We start from the raw sequence: 18,802 nt of genomic DNA, 5'->3' as shown, positions 1-18,802 counted from the left end.
CGCGGGGCGCCCGCGCGGGGCCGCAGGGCATGGGGATGATCCTGCGTCCCCGCGCGGGCGCCCGCAACCTGAACCTCTTCGATAGGAGCTTTTCCCACATGGCAGACATCGCATTCGAGAAGGACCTCTCCGTCGCCGAGACCGGCATCGAGGGCCTCAAGGTCGTCGACCTCGCCGTCCACGGCGACTCGCGCGGCTGGTTCAAGGAGAACTGGCAGCGCGCCAAGATGTGCGCCCTGGGCATCCCGGACCTCCGCTTCGTCCAGAACAACGTCTCCTACAACGACAGCCGCGGCGTCACCCGCGGCATCCACGCCGAGCCCTGGGACAAGTTCATCTCCGTGGCGCGCGGCTCGGTCTTCGGCGCCTGGGTCGACCTGCGCGAGGGCAGCGCCACCTACGGGAAGGTCTACACGACCGTGCTGGACCCCTCCAGGGCCATCTACGTCCCGCGCGGCGTGGGCAACTCCTTCCAGGCCCTGGAGGACGGCACCGCCTACACCTACCTGGTGGACGCCCACTGGTCGCTGGAGCTCAAGAAGACCTACACCTTCGTGAACCTCGCCGACCCGGAGCTCGCCATCGAGTGGCCGATCCCGCTGGACCAGGCCACCGTCTCCGAGGCGGACCTCAACCACCCGATGCTCAGGGACGTCGTCCCCATGGCGCCCAAGAGGACGCTCGTCACCGGCTGCAACGGCCAGCTGGGCCGTGCGGTGCGAAAGCTCGCCGAGGAGCGCGGCGTGGCGAAGGACTTCGACTTCTGCGACATCGACACCTTCGACATGTCCGACCCGGACGCCTATTCCAAGTACGACTGGTCGCTCTACGGCACCGTCATCAACTGCGGCGCCTACACGGCCGTGGATAAAGCCGAGACCCCCGAGGGCCGCGTGACCGCCTGGAAGGCCAACGCGACGGGGCCCGCCCTCCTCGCCCGCACCTGCGCCGGGCACGGCATCACGCTCGTCCACGTGTCCTCCGACTACGTCTTCGACGGCACCGCCGAGGTCCATACGGAGGACGAGCCGTTCTCTCCGCTGTCCGTCTACGGCCAGACCAAGGCCGCCGGCGACATCGCCGTGGCAGGGTGCCCGCGCCACTACATCATGCGCAGCTCCTGGGTCATCGGCGAGGGCCACAACTTCGTCAAGACCATGAGGGGGCTGTCCGACCGCGTAGCCGATCCCGAGGACGGCCTCGCGCAGATCACGGTCGTGGACGACCAGCTGGGCCGCCTGACCTTCACGCGCGACATGGCCGAGGCCATCTTCCACGTACTGGGGACGCACGCCCCCTACGGGATCTATAACTGCACCGGCTCCGGCGCGGTCAAGTCCTGGGCGGACATCGCCCGCTCCGTCTTCGAGGCCGCCAACGGCAACGGCGACAGGGTCGTGCCTGTGTCGACCGCCGACTACTACGCGAACGCCGAGGGCCCCATCGCCCCGCGCCCGGTCCACTCCGCGCTCGACCTGTCCAAGCTTGAGGCCGCCGGCTTCCACATGCCCGACTGGGAAGAAGAGCTGGGGGAGTACCTCAAGACTTTCGCCATGCAGGATGGTGAAGCCTAATGTTTGGTCAATATGGTCCTTCTGAGACGTTTAAAAATGTGTGGGCGCTACTTCTCACCAAGGTGTTGTTCCCTGGTGCGAGACTTGTCCGCCGCCCCTTTTACCTTCGTGGTGGCAAGTGTCGCTTCGTTTATGGTGAGGGTTTCACCTGTGGTTATTCTTGTCGTTTCGACCTTGCTGGTGACGGCACCCCTCTAATTGTCGGCAAGAACTGCAAGATAAACGATCGAGTTCATATCTCTGCGCATGAGAGTGTCGTTATCGGAGATAACGTGCTCATGGCTTCGAATATTTTTATATCTGATAACAGTCATGGGTCCTATGGCGACGATCCCTCGTTGCCCGATATGGCGCCTGATGATCGAAAGATAGTTACTAAGCCCGTGCGCATTGGCGATAACGTGTGGATAGGCGAAGGTGCAGCGGTGATGCCCGGTGTGACCATTGGCAACGGTGTGATTATCGGTACCAATGCGGTGGTGACTCGCGACGTTCCCGACAACGTGATCGTTGCCGGGGTTCCCGCTAAACCCATTAAGCGATTTGTGGGGGGGGGTGGCTTCCCAGTGGAAAACGGTAAGACCCCAAAGGTAAGCATCGTCGTCCCCATGTATAACGTGGGCGAATGCGCCGCGGCTTGTCTTCGCTCTCTTATGGGCCAGACGTATAAAAACATAGAAATTGTGGTTGTTGATGATGGGGCAACCGATGATACGGCAGATATATGTGCCCGTACCATTGCGGATGATGATCGAGTTAAACTCGTGCACAAGGAGAACGGAGGCCTCTCTTCCGCTCGTAACTTCGGCCTCGCCCGTGCTACTGGCGACTTTGTCACATTTGTGGACGGTGACGATGTCCTGGACAAGTGGGCCGTGGGGCATATGGTTGCCCTTGCCCAGAAGACGGGCGTGCCGCTTGTCACATGTGAATATAAGAAGATTGACTCGACTGACGACTTTGGGTGTCAAGAGATTGGCGAAGGCAAGATCGTTTCCGGCGACGAACTTCTTGGAATGTTGCTTCTGCTTAACGGTGAGTCCGGCTCTGCCTGCGCGAAGCTGTATGCTAGGGAACTATTCCCGCTCCTTGCGTTTCCCGAGGGACAACTGTTCGAGGACTTTGGCGTTGAAGCTACTGTCTTCTCTAGTGTTGATAAGGCTTGTATTTCTGGCGCAGAGCTTTATGGCTATCTTGCCCGCGAGGGTTCCATTACTACGAATAAGAAATACGAAGACAAGCACCTTGAGGGCATGGAAGCGTCTTTGTCAACTGTGAGAGACGTGGTTGATGATAGACCTGAGTTGAAAGATGCGTTTGCTTGCTTTGAGGCTTTTTGCTCTCTTCGCGTTGCGTCGAGGCTGGATTTGAATAAATGCATCGACAGGCGCAAGGCTAAGGCTTATGTCCTTAATGCGAGGAAACGCTGCAGGAAGGTCGCCGGCAACCCTCTTGCGAGCAAGACTTGGCGCTTTCGCTGCGGGCTTTTTGCATCTTCGCCAGCACTTCATAATCTTGTATACAGCCTTTACGGCAACTTGACCGGAAAGGTCGTAGGATGATGGATACACTCGAGCTTGATTTGACAAACTCGCATCGCATTGTTCCTCGCAAATCTGACGCCGGTGCATATAACAACGCCTATTTTCTCCTCGCCCTTCTATCATGCTTTCTCTTTCCTTTTGCTTCGATTTTCTTCATTATTCTTTATATTAGGTCCGAGAAGCATTCGAGTGTGGGCCTGGCGATTCTGGTTGGTCTTTGCTCTGGCGCAATTGCCTATGGGGTTAATACGACATTAATGGCTGACATTGATCGATATACCAACAGTCTGCCTATCTTTCGTGAGACATCATTTTGGGACCTCCTTTCAATCAAGGGTGTCTATTCCTCTGTGGGGTCTCATGGTTACAACCTTTTTGCTTGGATTGTTTCGAGATTTAATGATGACCATCTTCTGCGAAGCGCAGTTACAGCAACTTTTTACTCAGTCTTGGCCTTTATTGTTGACGATTATGCCGTGCTTCAGGGGTGGTCGTTTAGGAGGACTTGTGCCGCCCTTTTGATTTCAGTGGCAATCCCACCGTTTTTCAACGTTCTCTCTTATGCAAAAAGTACCCCGGCTTTTTCGTTGCTTTTGTTGGCACTCTATTTGGACTTTGGGAAGCGTACCGGGCCGGTTGTATTGATTTTGCTTTACGCCTTTGCCGCCTCTACTCATTCATCTGTTTTACCGGTGATAGCTTTAAGAGTTGTGCTGCTTTTCGTAAAAAATGAGATTGCCATTTACGGCATCAGTCTTGCATTACTTCCTTTATCAAATATACTTTCCGCCGCCTTACCGGCCTCCTTCAGGACGATACCTGTTCTTTCTCTATTTATGAGCGCTTTGGATAAGTTTTCTGTATATAGCGAGTTCAGCGATTGGGGATGGGCCGCAGCATCTCAACATAGTGTGTTGCTTATGGGGTACCGATATTATTTTGAAGCTATCGCTGTTTTCTGCATCCTTTTGGTGTTTAGGCGTTACGACGTTTCTAAATCCGGTTTGCTTGTTTTTTCAGGCATTTGGTCTGCCCTATGCATTGCAGTTTCAGTATTTTTTGCCGCAGATGTTTTCTTTCGGTATGCGATGCCTTGCTCAACGTTGTTTGTCTTAGCTTCTTTGAGTCATAAGGATGATGCCGTAAATCTATTTATAGATATCGCACTTGCGATTATTGCGGTTATCGGTTTTGTCGTTCAGTGGGCTTATCTCGCAAGCGTCGCCGATATGTCCTGCTTTATTCTTCATGGTTTGTTCGGAGTTTAGTTTTGAGTTCTCAACACAAACATTTCTACAGCAATGTCGTTTGGCAGTACGGACTGCAGATTGTTAAGTACATTTTTCCCCTCATTACGCTGCCTTATCTGACACGTGTGCTTCTGCCGGAGGGTTACGCGATCTACGCGTATGTTGTGTCGTTCATGACTTTCGCCCAGACTTTCGTCGATTTTGGTTTCAACCTTTCCGGTACTAAACGCATAGCAAAATCCGAGACTGTCGAAGAGGAGAACCGGGCTATCGGCGCTGTGACAGAGGCTCGCCTGTTGCTTGGTGTAGTGACCGGCGCTATCGTTGTTGTTGTGGCCTGGTTCATCCCCATTACTCATTCGAACATGCTATATACCATGCTTGCATTTGTTGCTGTATTCGGTAAGGCAGTTGCTCCGGACTTTCTTTTCCAGGGACATGAAAACATGGGCCCATTGACGACTCGCTATTTTGTCTCGAAGGGTGTCTCTACTGCCTTGACGTTCGTCGTTGTCCATTCTATCGATGACATTCTGTGGATTCCTATTCTCGACATCCTTTCGAGCGTTATTGCCCTTGCCTGGTCTTTCATTTCCGCCAAGCGAATGTTCGGTACCACCATTACGTTCGTCCCCCTATGCGAGGCGCTTTCAGAGCTGAAGGTTTCCGCGCTCTATTGTTTCTCGAACATGGCCTCCGTCGTTTTTTCCGGTTTCACTACGCTTTTGATTGGTATCGTGATTACCAACAAGGCGATGATTTCCTACTGGTCCCTTGCTGTGACTGCAATTAATGCCATCCAGTCCCTTTATTCGCCAATTGTGAACAGTCTGTACCCCCATATGGTCAAGGGGGGTGACTACGGTTTTGCAAGGAAGTTGCTCCTTGTCTCTATACCCGTTCTGCTCATTGGCACCATCGCTTTCGCAGCGCTTTCCGATGTAGTTATGCTCGTGCTCGGTGGCAAGGACTATCTATCAGGTTCCTGGGTTATCGCCTGGGCTTCACCTGTACTCCTGTTTTCCTTCTATGCAACGATGGTCGGCTGGCCGATTCTTGGCGCCTCTGGCAAAGTCACTGAGGTTACCTTCACCACAGTTGGATCTGCTGTATTTTGCATTGTTTCGCTTTTGACCGTGTCTGCAATAGGAGTCGCGAGTTTGCAGGTCATTTGCATCATCCGTTGCCTTACTGAGGCAATTATGTGCGTGAGTCGCATTTGGCTCGCGCGCGGATACTTGTTTCCGTCTCGAAGTGTTACCGCCGATTGCGAAAGGTAGGGAATAAGAAATGAAAAAGTGCGTCGGTATATTGTCACGCCATGCAGTGCCGAACTACGGTTCCATTCTGCAAGCATATGCCCTTCAGGATGCGTTCGCCTCAATGGGTATCAATGCTGAGTATGTTGACTACCGCATCCCCCGGGACTTTCCTTTAGCAGATGCCATGAGGACCTCTGGCGCGCTCGGTCCGATTCGTGCGATTCCAAAAGCGATTGGTGCCCGTAAGTTCGAGGCGATGAGGAGTGATTTGTTGAAGCAGAGCCGTAGGGTTACCGACTCAGAAGAGCTCGGTAAGCTTCTTGCGGAGTACCCTGTCCTTTGTGTGGGAGGCGACCAAGTGTGGAACATCATGTCTGATGGAAACATCGAGGGCGCCTACCTTTTGGAGGGCGCATCAGACGATGCCTACAAGTTCTCCTTCTCTTCCTCCTTTGGTAAAAATGGCCTCGATCCACGCGAACGCGAACGTGCCGCCAAAGCGTTTGCGCGCTTTGATAGGCTTTCAGTGCGCGAGGAAAGTGGGCAGAAAACTCTTGAGGAAATGGGACTTGAGGCGCAAACCGTTGTCGACCCCGTGCACCTGCTCTCAAAAGAGGCCTGGTTTGATCGTGTTGAGCCTCGTGCTCCCCGCGGGGTGAATGGGAAGTACTGCCTGATCTACAACCTGCATCCAAGCGATGCATTCGACCGCTATTCTGCTGCCGCATGCAAGTCACTCGGCCTCGAGGTCGTTAGCATTCGTCCGTCGCTTCGTAAGACGATGGGGAAGAATTTGTTCTACCCGTCGCTTCATGAATTCCTTTGGCTGTTTGACAATGCTACCTGCGTGCTCACGGATTCATTCCACGGGACTGCTTTTTCGTTGCTGTTCAATACGCCCTTTGTCGATATTCTGCCTGAGCAGTATGCGGAGCGTAACAAAGCAATTCTTTCTCGCTACGGGTTGGATTCCCGCATAAGCACGGAGCTTCAGCCAGAAGAGCTTTGCCTCAACGATTTTGATTGGGCGGGCGTCAATGAGTCGCTTGCCGTCAACCGTGAGTCCTCCTCGGAGTTCCTTTGTGACACCGTTGGCGAGTTCTCCGCCCGTCTTGCTCGCTAGAATAATGAATGGAAGGTCGTATTTTGAGTCAGCCATCTGTTTCCATCATCGTCGCTGTTTACAAATCTGAACAATTTCTGCCGAAGCTTCTTCATTCCTTTGAGGTTCAAACCCATAAGAATCTCCAGATTATTCTCGTTGACGATGGTTCTCCCGATGACAGCGGTCGCATCTGCGATGACTATGCTACACGTGACCCTAGGGCTATTGTTATTCACAAGCCTAATGGCGGCACTTGCTCCGCTAGGAATGCGGGACTTGGTGTCGCGACGGGTGACTATCTCATGATTGTGGACGGTGACGACTGGCTGGAGCCCGATTGTGTCGAATATTTGGTCGACTTGGCAGAGAGCACCGGCTCCGACATGTCCTACTCGGTGAATCTCTTTACAACGCGCGATAGGGAGCAGATTGTTGAGGATGTCCGAGAGACCTGGTCGGCAGAGCGCGCTACCTCTGCCATCATCTATCCCTTTATGCGACTAGGGCCTTGGAATAAGTTGTACAAACGTTCCGTAGTTGTCGACAACAATATTTCGTTTTCCGTTCCTTGGTTCGGCGAGGGTCTGTACTTTGCTACCGAGGTTGCACAGCACTCTAATCATGTGGGCGTCGGTAGACGTAAGGTCTACAACTACCGTCTGAATAACATGGGTAGCGGTCTTACCAACTACAACGTTCAAAATGGCAAGAACGCCCTTGGAAATATTAAATTCATTAAAGAGAACTTGACTCTGGACACTCCGATGGTTCGCCACGCATGCGATTGGCATATCTGGCGAAACTACGAGTTCCTACTCACTCAGATAATAGGTGCGGATGAAATGGACTCCGAAGGTGAACTCGTGAAAGAATGTACGGCGTACGTTAGGAAGAACTGGCTGTCCGTGTTCAAGAACAGCGAGGTCGGCCGTTCCGAGAAAGTAAAGATTGCATGCTGCGGCATGGCACCCGTGCTTTACGCGAAGCTGGTCATAGATCGAAATCGGAAGGGGCTCGAGGCCGATAAAGGCAAGTTCATGGATGTCGAGGAGTAGGTGCATGGCGAATTTAAAGCACGCAATCAAGCAGGGCATCGTCGCTCTCAAAGCAAAGAATATACAGCCTGTGATGCAGACCGTCGGCGATGAATGCTTGCTCAAGGGGAAGACCGCCCTCGTAGTGGGAGGCTCAGGCGGAATCGGCAAGGCGGTCGCCAAGGCGTTCCTGAAGAACGGCGCGAATGTTGTCATCGCCGGCACTAGGCGCGCGAAGGTCGACAAGGTGGTGTTAGAGCTTGGCGGGAATTGCGCCGGGGTTGTTGTCGACCTTGCCGAGCCAGAGACCTTTTCGAAAGTCATCGACGAGGCGGTGGCATTCTACGGCCCCATCAATATCCTAGTCAATTCTGCCGGCGTTCACACCGAGGACGTCTCCATGGGCGGGTTTCTCGATTTTTCAGTTGAGGAATACGATCGTATCTTGGACATCAACCTGCGCGGCGTCTACTTCATGGTGCAGTCTGTTGCAAAGCGCATGATTTCCGATAAGGTCAGCAATGGGCATATCCTTATCGTCTCATCCTCGGCCGGCAACGAGCCCGCATGGTCTCCCTACCGCGTGTCGAAGTGGGGTCTGAAGGGCATCACTGAGGGCATGGCATCCGCCCTGGTTCCTCATGGCATTGTAGTCAACGCGATTGCGCCCGGCAGTACGGCGACTCCTCTTCTTGGCGTCGAGAAGGGCGACAGCATCTCCGCTGAGGACAACAGGCTTGGCAGGTTCGCCATGCCCGAGGAGATCGCAGAGTTCGCCGTGATGTTGGCCAGCCCCATGGGCGACATGGTCGTTGGCGATACTTTGTACGTCTCCGGTGGCCGTGGGGTCTGTGATATCCGGTAGCGGCTTTGCGGGCGCTTCAAAGTATGAGATCTCCTTTACCGTAGAAGCAGCCTGGCTGCCTCGGAGGCTTGCGTCGAACCGTCTTCGAGGGAGACTAAGCATCGAAACAGCCTCTTTGCCAAGCCTTCGGTTGCAATGAAACTTATGGTGCAACTTTTCGAGGTGACACCTCCGATTGCGGTGTTGTACCAGGTCCCGCCTCCGTTGTCAGAACATTGCCATTGAAATGCGGCCGCGTGCTCAGCGTCGATTGAGAACGAGGCCTCAATTCCTGCGCTCGTTGCGCAATCTTTCGGCTGCGTGGTGATCCTCTCTTTATTCGACAATAACGAGAGTTTGGCGTTTTGAGTCGCAGCTGTTGTTCCATCCTGGAAGGTGACAACGCACCTGTAGAGACGTTTCGCAAGTGCGGCACTGGCGGTGAACCGCAGCGTAGGCAGCTTTGAGGCGGCATTGCCAATCCCGGTGTCGTACCAGCCCTTCCCATCATTGTCGGAACATTGCCACTGGTACGAGATGGCACCTAGGGCTCGCACGGAGAAAGACACTTCGGATCCAGTCGAGGCGGCCGTGTCTCGCGGTTGCCCGGTTATTTGGTTAGCGCTTAGTTTTAGTTGCGCAGTGTTTGAAGCCGAGCTAGTCCCATCAGGGAAGAATGCCAAGCATCTATAGCGGCGTTTTGACAATCCCGTACTTGCAGTGAACTCGATTCTCGCCTGCGTGGAAGTCTCACCTCCGATCCCCGTGTTGTACCATGATCTGCCCTCATTGTCGGAGCATTGCCACTGGAACGAAGTAGCCCGCTCTGCTTCGATGGCGAAGAACGCTGTTGACCCTGCGGCAGTTGTGCAGTCTTCGGGCTGGGAGCTGATGGCGTATCGGGCGACAAGGACGAGGCGTGCGGGCTCGCTTGCGAGGGTGCTGCTGTTCGGGAACGAGACTAGGCAGCGGTAGAGCCTCTTCGCGAGCTGGGCATTGGATGCAAACCTCAGGGTTTTCTGCCTGGAAGTTTCGCCGCCTATACCCGTGTTGTACCAACTTGAACCTCCGTTGTCGGAGCATTGCCATTGGAACGATGTCGCGCTTGGTGCCGTTACGGTGAATTCGGCTTGGGCTCCGTTGTATACTTCACAGTCCTTCGGCATGGTTGTTATGGCGTACGTGGTCTCATAGCTTGCTGTGAGGTCGTACTTGGCGCTCCATTTGCTGTTCGATTCTTTTGTGACGCTAGATGCCGCAGTAAGCTCAACCTTGGCGCCACCGGTCTTCCACTCCCTCTGATTCATCGCATAAGCAACAATCCCGTTCTGAATCCCCGAGATGCTCGGCGGAAACAACTTGTTGTCGGCATTGATGGAAAAGCCCTCTTCCTTGGCATCCAGGTGCTGCTGAATGCGGTCGGCATACTTCTCGGCCCATTCATCGGCCTTGCCATTTCGCACAAAGTAATTGTTGGATAGGTCGGTCGAGCGGTAGGCGTAGTCGGCCTTCTGGTAGTTAGCCGTGTGGTCGGAGTGGGCGATTGCCATGAGCTCGTCGGTCAGGCCAAAGTACAGATGGCGCTGGTCCAGGTCTCCGTACCAGTTGTCGCTGGTGTCGTCCCAGGTTAGGTCCATCTGGCACCATTTGCCGTCGATCTTTACGGCGTTCCAGGTGTGGCCGTTGCCGGTGATGCGGCCGTTGGCGATGCCCGCGGCGTCAAGGAGCTTGGAGTAGATGCGCTGGTAGCTCTCGCAGGTGCCCTGGTGGCGCGTGAGGCCGCTTTCGGCCGAGCACCAGTTGAGGCTGTGGTCGTACTCCAGCTGGTCGAGCGTCCAGTCGTGGAGCCACAGCGCCATGTCGTATTCCGAGCCGTCTGTCTCTTGCCTGCACAGGTCCACGGCACCGTTGACGATCTGCGTGACGCTCGGGCGGGCGGGGTCGTTTACGGTCACCTCCGTCGTGGTGCGCAGGTAGTAGATCCCCTTGTCGTTTTGGGGGTCGTTTCTGTCGTTGTCCATAAAGTAGAAGTAGATGCGGTACGTGCCCGACGCCGTGAAGTCGAAGGTAAAGTCGTGGCCCGCGGCGCCCAGGCTGTAGTAGCTGGCCCATGCCGGGCGCGACGGATCGCAGACGCTTTCCTGGCTGCCGCCGTCCCAATAGGTGGGCACGTCCATGCGCGCCTTGGCCTGGGACGAGCCGTTGGTCTGGGTTACATGGAAGGTCGTTGCGGAGCCCGCGGGGGCATCGTTCCACGAGACGGTGAAGGTGACGCCGTTTTGGGTTGCGGTGGCGGAGTGGGCGTAGCCGGTTTCTGCCGCGGCGGAGATTGCCTCGGGCGTGCCGTTGGTTTGGGCTCGGAGGGATGGTTGGGGGGTAGGGGCTGCCGGGGTGGCTGTGTCGGTTGCGCTGGTCGCGCCGGCGGGGGCGCCGCTGTTGTCCTCTGTATCTGATGTGGGGTCACTTGAGCCGGTGGCATTTGAGCTCGTGGTGTCTTCGGCCTTGTCGGTATCGCTGGTTGCGGTATCGGTTTGTGTCTGTTGCGCGGCAGTTGATTGAGGCTGAATGGCTTCCGCAATGGCCGCCATGGGCATCGTCGCGCCGACCATGGACGTGCACGCGATCGCGCAGAGCAGGTAGTAAAGGGGTCGTTTCATAGCGGAGCCTCTCGGTGAGCAGCCAATAGGGTCCGAAGGCAGCTCCAGGCCAGCACTCCGCACATATTTTATTGGGTTTATTTTACGGGAATACTAGTCAACATCAGCGAACTTTCTGGGGAATGTTGGGGAGGGGACGGATGGTTGGTTGCCCGGTGACGTTGTGGATCGCGTTGGGTTGACTATGCCTGATGCGGCAAATCCAGCATGAGGCCGTCTCGCGCTTCTTCGAGACTCGCCACCGAGACCTTCCAGGAAAAGTCCGCGAGGCTGCTGCTTAGGTCAAGTTCTGCGTGGTCGTATTTTTCAATTTTGCAGCCTGGGTGATTCTCGTCTGGTAAAAGGCGACATTCGACCGGTAACGACCCGATGATTCGATACCCCTTCTGATATGCGTACTTGGGCGTTTTGATAACGAGATTGTGCGGGATGCCCTCAAAGATCTCGCGGATTAGTTTTGGCCCGGGGACGCCGTAGGAGATGGGACCGTGGGCGTATACGTCCCCGCCGTCGGTGGTGTGACTGTCCAAAAGACGCGCGAAGCTGTCGTACTGCACAATGCCGATCCATCCTTCCGCACATCCGAACTCACGGATCATGCGCATCGGGATTTGGGCTGAGTCGTTGACTATGTCGTCCTCGCGAACCGCGTACATGCAGTAGATGGGCAAGCAAGTATATCCGTAGAGGCACACCCCGGGAGCTATGGAAGCCTCGAGCGGATCGCCCTGTTCACCAGGCAGACCATGGTAGTAGCCGGCCGCGTTCATGTAGAGGTGACCATTCAGCAGGTCGACGATGTATGCCTCCTTGGGGGCGAACTTGAGTAGATATGCGATGCCGTCTTTGAGCATATAAGATCCTATCTTGGGTGGAGGTGCCCGGGTCGCCTTGTGCATTCCGGTTTCTCACTGCCAAGATAAGGGAAATTTTAAGAACCTTCGTGCCGGATTGGCGTGAATCTGCGCCGCTTGAGCGTGCTGGCTCATTAGGACGTTGAGGCTTGCGCAGCAAAGAGCTCCGGGGGCTTTTTTCCGACCCGCTAAGAAATGGTCTGCTAGTAGATCGGTTATAGCAGCTCGGTTCAGCTTGGCTGTGCGATGTTCACTTCCTTGTTTGCTTCGCGAGCAATACGATGCTGGTCTTCGTATCCGAATTTAAGAGATACGCATGTCGATGCATCGAGATCGAAAACATAATTGTATCCAGGGACCGAGACGATAACAGATGCGAAGTGGCATGAGTGGCCACTGGATTCTTTTTTCATGTTGGAGAGCGCTTCGCGAAGCATTTCCTCGTCAGCAAGAATATTGGATCTGACAAACAACTCGTTTCTCCTAAAGAGTTCGTAGTCATCAGAGTCGAGTCTGTCCAGCTTTTTGCGAAGAGCTTCAATAACCTGCTTGAATGAATCCGTACCATTTGGACCAAACAGGACTCCTTTTTCGAAATGTGCTCCACATTGCTCAATAAGTTCGATTCGGCGTTTTTCTTGAGAGGAATCATTCTCGTATAGGAGTTTGGAATAGAGGGATTCTGCCTTTCTGCTGTCTTGTGATTGGGAAGCTGTTACCTCGATGCCCAGGGAATGTGCCCGATCGATCAGATCCGGTTTATCGCTGTAAGCCAAATTGCCGTATTTGTCGCTATCGATAAATTGCAGAATATGTCTCGCATAACACTCCCAGATATCGATTTTGGTCCTGCCAAGGATGGGCTTTACGTAGCTTTCGCTATCAATGGGGCTATGCATATGGCTCACCTCTGTTGTCCGGATTATGGGTTTGGTGTTTGCCTAATTGCGGGTTTAAGTATATTGAGGGCATTCTTCTGAGGATGCGCGACGCTGTATAGCTTTTTATTCTACGGCTTTAGGGAAGTGGGGCTGGGCCATTTGTACCGATATCCTAGGTTTGCCCGGTAGCGGATATAATTAATTCAATTTCGGCTCCGCGCTTAAGGACCCATAATGAAAACTCTCAATGGCCTCATGAAACATCTTAGGGATAAAGGGATAGAGACGCATGGCTCTGTCCATAAAAGAAAGATGAAGAATTACGGTTATTACCATGGCTATAAGGGCCATCGTTTTGTGGGCAATTCTTCCAACTGTTTGGGTTTAACAAGCTTTGATGAAGTAATTGCTTTAAATGAGTTTGATATGGCGGTTAAGGCGCTCTTGTATCCAAGCGTAATGTTTATTGAAACTGCGCTAAAGAACTATACGCTGGAGGCCGTGCTTGAAGATTCTCGCTCGTTCGCGCTGGAGGATATTTTCTCTCGAACGCTCGTGGCATATCGTGATTACCCTAGAAAAAGTAGCAACTATAGCGATGCCATGAAAAAGCGCTTAGGCCTGCGTGCGGAAATCAATAGGTTGATTCAGTACAATTATTCCAAGAACCCTGTTGTTAGGCATTTTTATGACAGCGATAAACCCTTGCCTATTTGGGCGCTATTCGAGGTCATGACTCTAGGAAACTTCGGTGTTTTCTATTCGTGCTTAAAGGGCTCGGTTAGACAGAGCATATCTGATGACCTAAAGCTTCCGAACAATTACGACGGCCCCGGGCTTCTCGAACGTACTATCTTTGTGCTCAAAGATCTCCGTAACGCGATTGCTCATAACAGTGCCATTTATGACGTTAGGTTTAAGAGGGCAAAAGTGGGAAATCAGCTTGGCCAGATGCTGTCATCCGAGGTTGGCGTTCCTTCGATAGACTTTTCAACTATTACTGATTATGTCGTCCTAATTGTCTATCTGCTCAGAAAGATGATGGTTTCCAAAACTGAGTGCTATCAGTTAATTCGGAACTACTCTAGCGTGCTGGAAGACTTGCACGGCTCCCTGTCTTCCTCAGATTTTCATAAAATAGTAAAGACTGGGGCTAGGAGCAAGATGGATGCACTTCGTAGCTATATAGCTGCTTCTTAAGAAGCAGTAGCTAAAGATGGAGATGACATTCTTTGGTGCTGGGCCCGTAGACAAACATAGGATATCGACTAAAATATAGCCAATTGCGGTGGAAGCCTTCGGGCGACACCTGAAGAGGGTTGATGCGTCGGCCCTCTTTTTTTGTCGATTTCTTTACAGCATGCGTGAGATGGCTGCATGGAATCGTTCTGGATAATGTCATCTCCAGAATTGCCCCTGCGATCCAGCGGCCGCTCAAAGCAGGCATACCTCACGATGCCGATTCAGCCGTCGGCGTACCTGAACTCCTCGATCAATCGTCTGGTAGTCAGGACAGCGATGTTTACGGTGCCGCTCTTTAAATTGAATTGACCCCTTGGAGCCTGGACGATAGAGTAAATAGTTGGTATTGACGTAGTCAACCTACGGGCCTACGTCCTACGGAGAGGCGGCCGTTCTTTTGGATGGCCGTCTTTCTTCATTATGCTTATTGTGAGGGCTTATTACGCCAAGGTTGGCGGACATAAAATCGTTAATTACATCCGAATGGTCTGGATGCCTGAGCGTTATCTGACTGAGAATGAGTCTAAACGGTGTATTAAGGACTAATGTGAGTGCAGAAGATATCAGGTTTACCGGTGAGGATGATGGGAAGAGATGCCGCAATCATCATCTTATAGTGGTTGGCAACGGTTTCGATCTTTCCTGTGGCCTGGCGTCTTCGTTTAAGGATTTCTTTGAGCCTCGAATGAAGGTCATAGATTCTCTTGTCTCGGAAGAGGGCGCTTGTGATTACGGAGCCATCAAAGCGAGAGGCCTGACTGCTTGGGATCTAATCCTTAGAAGCCGGAAGGACATGGAGGCAAGAGCCTTCAACGTGAACTGGTGCGATGTCGAGACGGCTATTGCCAATGTGTTTGGCATCAACCTGTCCGAGGACGGCATCGACGATGAGGGCGTAATGATATCCGACTATGCCGTCTCGTTCGGTTCTCTGCAGGACTACTTTTATATAGCAAATGAAGCGAACGCTCTCAATGTAAGTGACTACATCGAGAATCGGGTCGACGAGATCGAACGGCTTGGAGACGGCATTGACGATGGTAATCAAGGGGTTCTTTCTGAGCTGAGCATTGAAGATTCGGAGAGTTCGGATGACTCAGAGGTATATTCTGCTCTATTGAGAGAGGGTGCTCGCCTTTTGGGACACGAGCCCAATCCTTGGACCGAGCGTGTGGGGCATTACCTCGCCCATGCGTTCCCTCGGGTCCTTGAGGATCCCGAGGGGCAGTTATCTTCCATCCTCATGTCGGAACTCGAGCGTATGGAACACTACTTCAATTGCTATCTCAAAGATGAGGTTGCTCGCAACGATGGCTATTCAGATTGTTCGGATAACTTAATGCGCAAGCTGATTGAGCATACCGTGGTGCCCGATGGTGTGCCCGATGATGCGGTGACTGTTCTCAACTTTAACTATACGTCTCCATATCGGTGGCTTAAACAGCGGTTTGGGGATGCCGATCTTGTCAATATCCACGGCACGCTTGATGGTGAATGCATTTTTGGAATCGACGGTTCCGGCAATTTGGATAATCGGGATATCCTCCCATTTACCAAGACATATCGTGTATTGAAGTCTGCCCGAGGGGTTCCAAGTGGCTCGATTGCTTATCCTTCGCAAAGGGGAGGGGATGGTCTTAAGACATCTTCGATAGTCTTTTTTGGCCATTCGCTTTCGCGAGCCGATTATTCGTATTTTGAGTCTATTTTTAGCACGGTGGATTTGTATAACGGGCATACCAGCCTGGTCTTCCTATACTCAAGCTACGCCAAGGGTGTTCGCGACTCAGAGGTGGCCAAGGTACTTGCCCTTCTCGATTACTATGGCGCTTCGCTTGGTATTGCCGGACGTAGCAACAGCCTTGCACACAAGCTCATGCTTGAAGGCCGACTTGTCGTTCGGGAGATTTAGGTCGATCTGCTCAAAAGGTTGTTTTCTGAGGGGTCTCTTATCGCGTCTTCAGTTTTAGGGTGCTTGGTGTTGTCGTGTTTTCCGGAAGTGCGGGGAAAAATCGGAAACCTCCGAGCACACCCGGATTTTTACCAACAAAACCGCAGGTCGCTGATGCCCAAAACCGGGGTGTGGTCGACAGCTCTCTGTTTTTCACCGCACTTCCGGAACCGCTCGACGGAAGTATGCGGCAAATTTCGGAACTCTCGAGCACGCCGCCCTTTTCAAGAAACGAAACCGCAGGTAGAAGCTTTGTCACTATCCAGTGTGGTCGAAATGTCTGGAATTTGCCGCATACTACAGGTTTGAGTGGCTCTCTCAGTAGGTTTTCATGGTTCGGATTGGCTTTGGTTACATGACGTTTCCCGTAGTTACGTAATTGATGCAGGTCTCCTATCTCTTGCCGTAATATAATTACGGCAAGAGATAGGAGACTCTCATGCTTAAGCGTTTTACTGTTGATGGCTATAGGAATTTTTCGACTCCGGTTTCATTTAATTTCGCAGCTTCTCGTGATTACCAGTTTGCAGAAAATAACGTTAAAAACGGAACCGTGAAAACTGCACTTTTGATCGGCAGAAATGCGTCTGGTAAATCGAATTTCGGTTCAGCTTTATTCGACATTACACTCGGCTTTCCAAAGGCATTCGATTATTCTGACCAGGATGATCGTCTGTTTTTGAGTGCTGACTGCGGGCGAGGTACGGCACAGTTCACCTATGTCTTTGAATTTGACGGTCGCGAAATCAATTACTGCTATGAGAAGACTTCTCCGACTACTTGGCTTCACGAGACCCTATTGATTGATGGGGAACGAATTTTCGAATTCAATAATGCAAGCGGCGTTTTCGAAGAGAACCATCTTGAACGAATCGGTGCTGCTGGGATCAATTTTGAATTCTCCGATACCTCGTTGAGCCTTCTTTCATACATAACGAGCAGTCTTCCAACTAATGTTTTAGGCGTCTTGGCGGAGTTGCGCCGATTTGTCTCGCGCATGAGACTGATTCGCATGGACAGTTTTCGATTGAAAGGGTTTGAAACAAGAAAGGTAATCGACAAGATCATACGCGAGAACAAGGTCGCGGAATTCGAGTCATTTATTCGCAATTTTGGAGTCGATGAGTCCCTGATCGTTATTAAAGAGTCCGACGGCTTACCTGTTCTGTATTTCAATCATCCCATGCGATGCATCCCGTTTGTCGAGGCATGTTCTAGCGGTACAAGAACTCTGGTTAAGTTGTTCTCTGAGCTTGAGCTTAACGAGTCGGCCAGCTTTTTGTTCATAGATGAGTTTGACGCTTTTTGTCACTTTGAGATGGCAGAGAGCCTTTTGAAGCTCTTTGCTTCAAAGGCATCGTGTCAGATACTGTGCTCGACCCACAATACCTCGCTTGTTAAGAATGGCGTAATGAGGCCTGACTGCGTTTATCAAATCTCTGCAAAAGGGGGCATTCGAACTTTGGCCGATTCCACCGATCGCGAGTTGAGGCTTGGCAACAACATTGAGAAGCTCCTCCGTGCCGGAGAGTTTGACTAGTCATGAACAATGCGTCCGTAAAGAACGTCCTGCTCATTGTCGAAGGTGCTAAACGCGAGCCTCAGCTGATGGAGCGCATGTTTGATTCTTTTAGCCTCGCAGATGATCATCAAATTGTTCCTGTCGAGATTAATGTTCATGACTTTCTAGACAAGCTCTTTCAAGAATGCGGTTGCGATTTCGAGTCCATTGATCTTAAATCCTTTGTCGCAGAGCTTCTTTCGGATAAAGATGATGCTGCCCAGCTTCTCGAATCCAGTTTTACAGACACCTTGCTTATATTTGACTTAGATCCTCAGGACAATCGGCTCGATTTTAAGCGGCTTGAGCTAATGCAAGACTATTACTGCGACAGCACTGATATGGGTCAGCTATATCTAAGCTATCCATCGGTTGAAGCATATCGTGATTTTGATCCTTCGAAGTTTTTCTCTCTGGATGATGCCCTTGTTCCTTCAGATGTGATTTTTGGCCAGCGATCTTACAAGGACTGGGTTGCCAGGAGGGGAGATTCGCTTGCGGATATTGGGCGTATTGATGGCTATACATTTGCTTGCATTATTGCCGTTCATGCCCTGAGGTCGCTATGGTTAACTAATGAACAGGCGACGCAAAATGCAAACGAGTGTATGGCTGACTTAGCTGCGACTGTGGCGGACATCAATCATTCTGAACTTTTGCTCAACGAGATTGATCGTCTGAACAATGATTCATTTTGCGCATGCTGCACTTGTCTATTCTTTATTTCGAATTGGCCTAAGCGACTTAACGACGTTTTGAATAAGGCGATTAAGAGGGGTTTGGGTATTCGTTTGTTCTAAATCTATAACGGCAGCGACAAGGTGATTAAGCTCGAGCGCAAAAAGAAGTACGGCAGCTGGATCTACAAGGAGGACGCGCCACTTACACGCGGTGAGTTTGAGCAGATTCTGGCTGGCGACTACGGCTTTTTGCTGAGGAGCCCCTATCCGCTCTGTCGCGAGGGTAGTGTCGAGAAAGTTGGTGTAGCGTCCGATCCGAAGCGAGTCGGCCCGGCGTCCAGGAACCTGGAATACGGTTGATAT

General features: G+C 52.2%; 15 protein-coding genes. 12 read left to right on the top strand and 3 right to left on the bottom strand.

All coding sequences use genetic code 11. The annotated features are described in order from the left end of the window. Window positions 1–98: 98 nt before the first annotated feature. From DWX25_RS04965 to DWX25_RS04935, 7 genes are read left to right on the top strand one after another with little or no spacing between them, the layout of a single operon-like run. Window positions 99–1,574 (top strand): sugar nucleotide-binding protein, encoded by a 1,476-nt coding sequence (locus tag DWX25_RS04965; protein ID WP_117807898.1) that lies wholly within the window; start codon window positions 99–101, stop codon window positions 1,572–1,574. Next, complete coding sequence (locus DWX25_RS09660; RefSeq protein WP_117858867.1) at window positions 1,574–3,136, top strand: glycosyltransferase; 1,563 nt, start codon at window positions 1,574–1,576, stop codon at window positions 3,134–3,136. Before DWX25_RS04965 ends, DWX25_RS09660 begins: the two co-directional genes overlap by 1 nt. Continuing rightward, window positions 3,133–4,386, top strand: coding sequence for a hypothetical protein (locus DWX25_RS04955; RefSeq protein ID WP_117799329.1), 1,254 nt, complete (start codon window positions 3,133–3,135; stop codon window positions 4,384–4,386). The genes DWX25_RS09660 and DWX25_RS04955 overlap by 4 nt, the downstream gene beginning before the upstream one ends. A 2-nt stretch (window positions 4,387–4,388) precedes the next feature. Further along, window positions 4,389–5,648, top strand: coding sequence for an oligosaccharide flippase family protein (locus DWX25_RS04950; RefSeq protein WP_158557596.1), 1,260 nt, complete (start codon window positions 4,389–4,391; stop codon window positions 5,646–5,648). Window positions 5,649–5,658: 10 nt separating this feature from the next. Continuing rightward, window positions 5,659–6,753 carry a polysaccharide pyruvyl transferase family protein gene (locus DWX25_RS04945; protein ID WP_117794229.1) on the top strand — a complete coding sequence of 365 codons (1,095 nt, stop codon included), beginning with the start codon at window positions 5,659–5,661 and terminating at the stop codon, window positions 6,751–6,753. A gap of 8 nt (window positions 6,754–6,761) precedes the next feature. Further along, window positions 6,762–7,790, top strand: a complete 1,029-nt coding sequence (locus DWX25_RS04940) for a glycosyltransferase (RefSeq protein WP_117635101.1) — start codon at window positions 6,762–6,764, stop codon at window positions 7,788–7,790. A gap of 4 nt (window positions 7,791–7,794) precedes the next feature. Next, a complete protein-coding gene (locus tag DWX25_RS04935; protein WP_158557597.1) occupies window positions 7,795–8,634 on the top strand; it encodes an SDR family NAD(P)-dependent oxidoreductase in 840 nt (279 codons plus the stop codon). A gap of 35 nt (window positions 8,635–8,669) precedes the next feature. Here the strand turns inward: DWX25_RS04935 and DWX25_RS04930 are convergent, their stop codons facing one another. From DWX25_RS04930 to DWX25_RS04920, 3 genes are all read right to left on the bottom strand, one after another. Continuing rightward, window positions 8,670–11,270 carry a transglutaminase domain-containing protein gene (locus tag DWX25_RS04930; protein ID WP_117799331.1) on the bottom strand — a complete coding sequence of 867 codons (2,601 nt, stop codon included), beginning with the start codon at window positions 11,268–11,270 and terminating at the stop codon, window positions 8,670–8,672. Between the two features lie 182 nt (window positions 11,271–11,452). Continuing rightward, complete coding sequence (locus tag DWX25_RS04925) at window positions 11,453–12,124, bottom strand: hypothetical protein (RefSeq protein ID WP_117799332.1); 672 nt, start codon at window positions 12,122–12,124, stop codon at window positions 11,453–11,455. Window positions 12,125–12,354: 230 nt separating this feature from the next. Continuing rightward, complete coding sequence (locus tag DWX25_RS04920) at window positions 12,355–13,023, bottom strand: hypothetical protein (protein ID WP_117799333.1); 669 nt, start codon at window positions 13,021–13,023, stop codon at window positions 12,355–12,357. Window positions 13,024–13,239: 216 nt separating this feature from the next. On the opposite strand from DWX25_RS04920, the gene DWX25_RS04915 reads away from it, so the two are divergent. The 5 genes from DWX25_RS04915 to DWX25_RS09520 all read left to right on the top strand — a co-directional run bounded on the left by DWX25_RS04915 (window position 13,240) and on the right by DWX25_RS09520 (window position 18,799). Further along, the gene (locus DWX25_RS04915; RefSeq protein WP_117735020.1) at window positions 13,240–14,205 is read left to right on the top strand and encodes an Abi family protein; all 966 of its coding nucleotides are present in this window, start codon (window positions 13,240–13,242) and stop codon (window positions 14,203–14,205) included. A gap of 589 nt (window positions 14,206–14,794) precedes the next feature. Next, the gene (locus tag DWX25_RS04910) at window positions 14,795–16,159 is read left to right on the top strand and encodes an AbiH family protein (protein WP_158557598.1); all 1,365 of its coding nucleotides are present in this window, start codon (window positions 14,795–14,797) and stop codon (window positions 16,157–16,159) included. A 478-nt stretch (window positions 16,160–16,637) separates the two neighbouring features. Next, entirely contained in the window at window positions 16,638–17,738 is a 1,101-nt protein-coding gene (locus tag DWX25_RS04905) for an ATP/GTP-binding protein (protein WP_117742802.1), read from the top strand. A gap of 77 nt (window positions 17,739–17,815) precedes the next feature. Then, window positions 17,816–18,559, top strand: a complete 744-nt coding sequence (locus DWX25_RS04900; RefSeq protein WP_199407086.1) for a hypothetical protein — start codon at window positions 17,816–17,818, stop codon at window positions 18,557–18,559. A gap of 21 nt (window positions 18,560–18,580) precedes the next feature. Next, window positions 18,581–18,799: a hypothetical protein gene (locus DWX25_RS09520; RefSeq protein ID WP_199412318.1), complete on the top strand. Its 219-nt coding sequence runs from the start codon at window positions 18,581–18,583 to the stop codon at window positions 18,797–18,799. The last annotated feature ends 3 nt before the right edge of the window (window positions 18,800–18,802 follow it).

Source organism: Collinsella sp. AF18-8LB (assembly GCF_003459795.1).
GTDB lineage: Bacteria > Actinomycetota > Coriobacteriia > Coriobacteriales > Coriobacteriaceae > Collinsella.
Note: the sequence above shows the minus strand (reverse complement) of the source record. Positions and strands in the feature narration are given on the sequence as shown.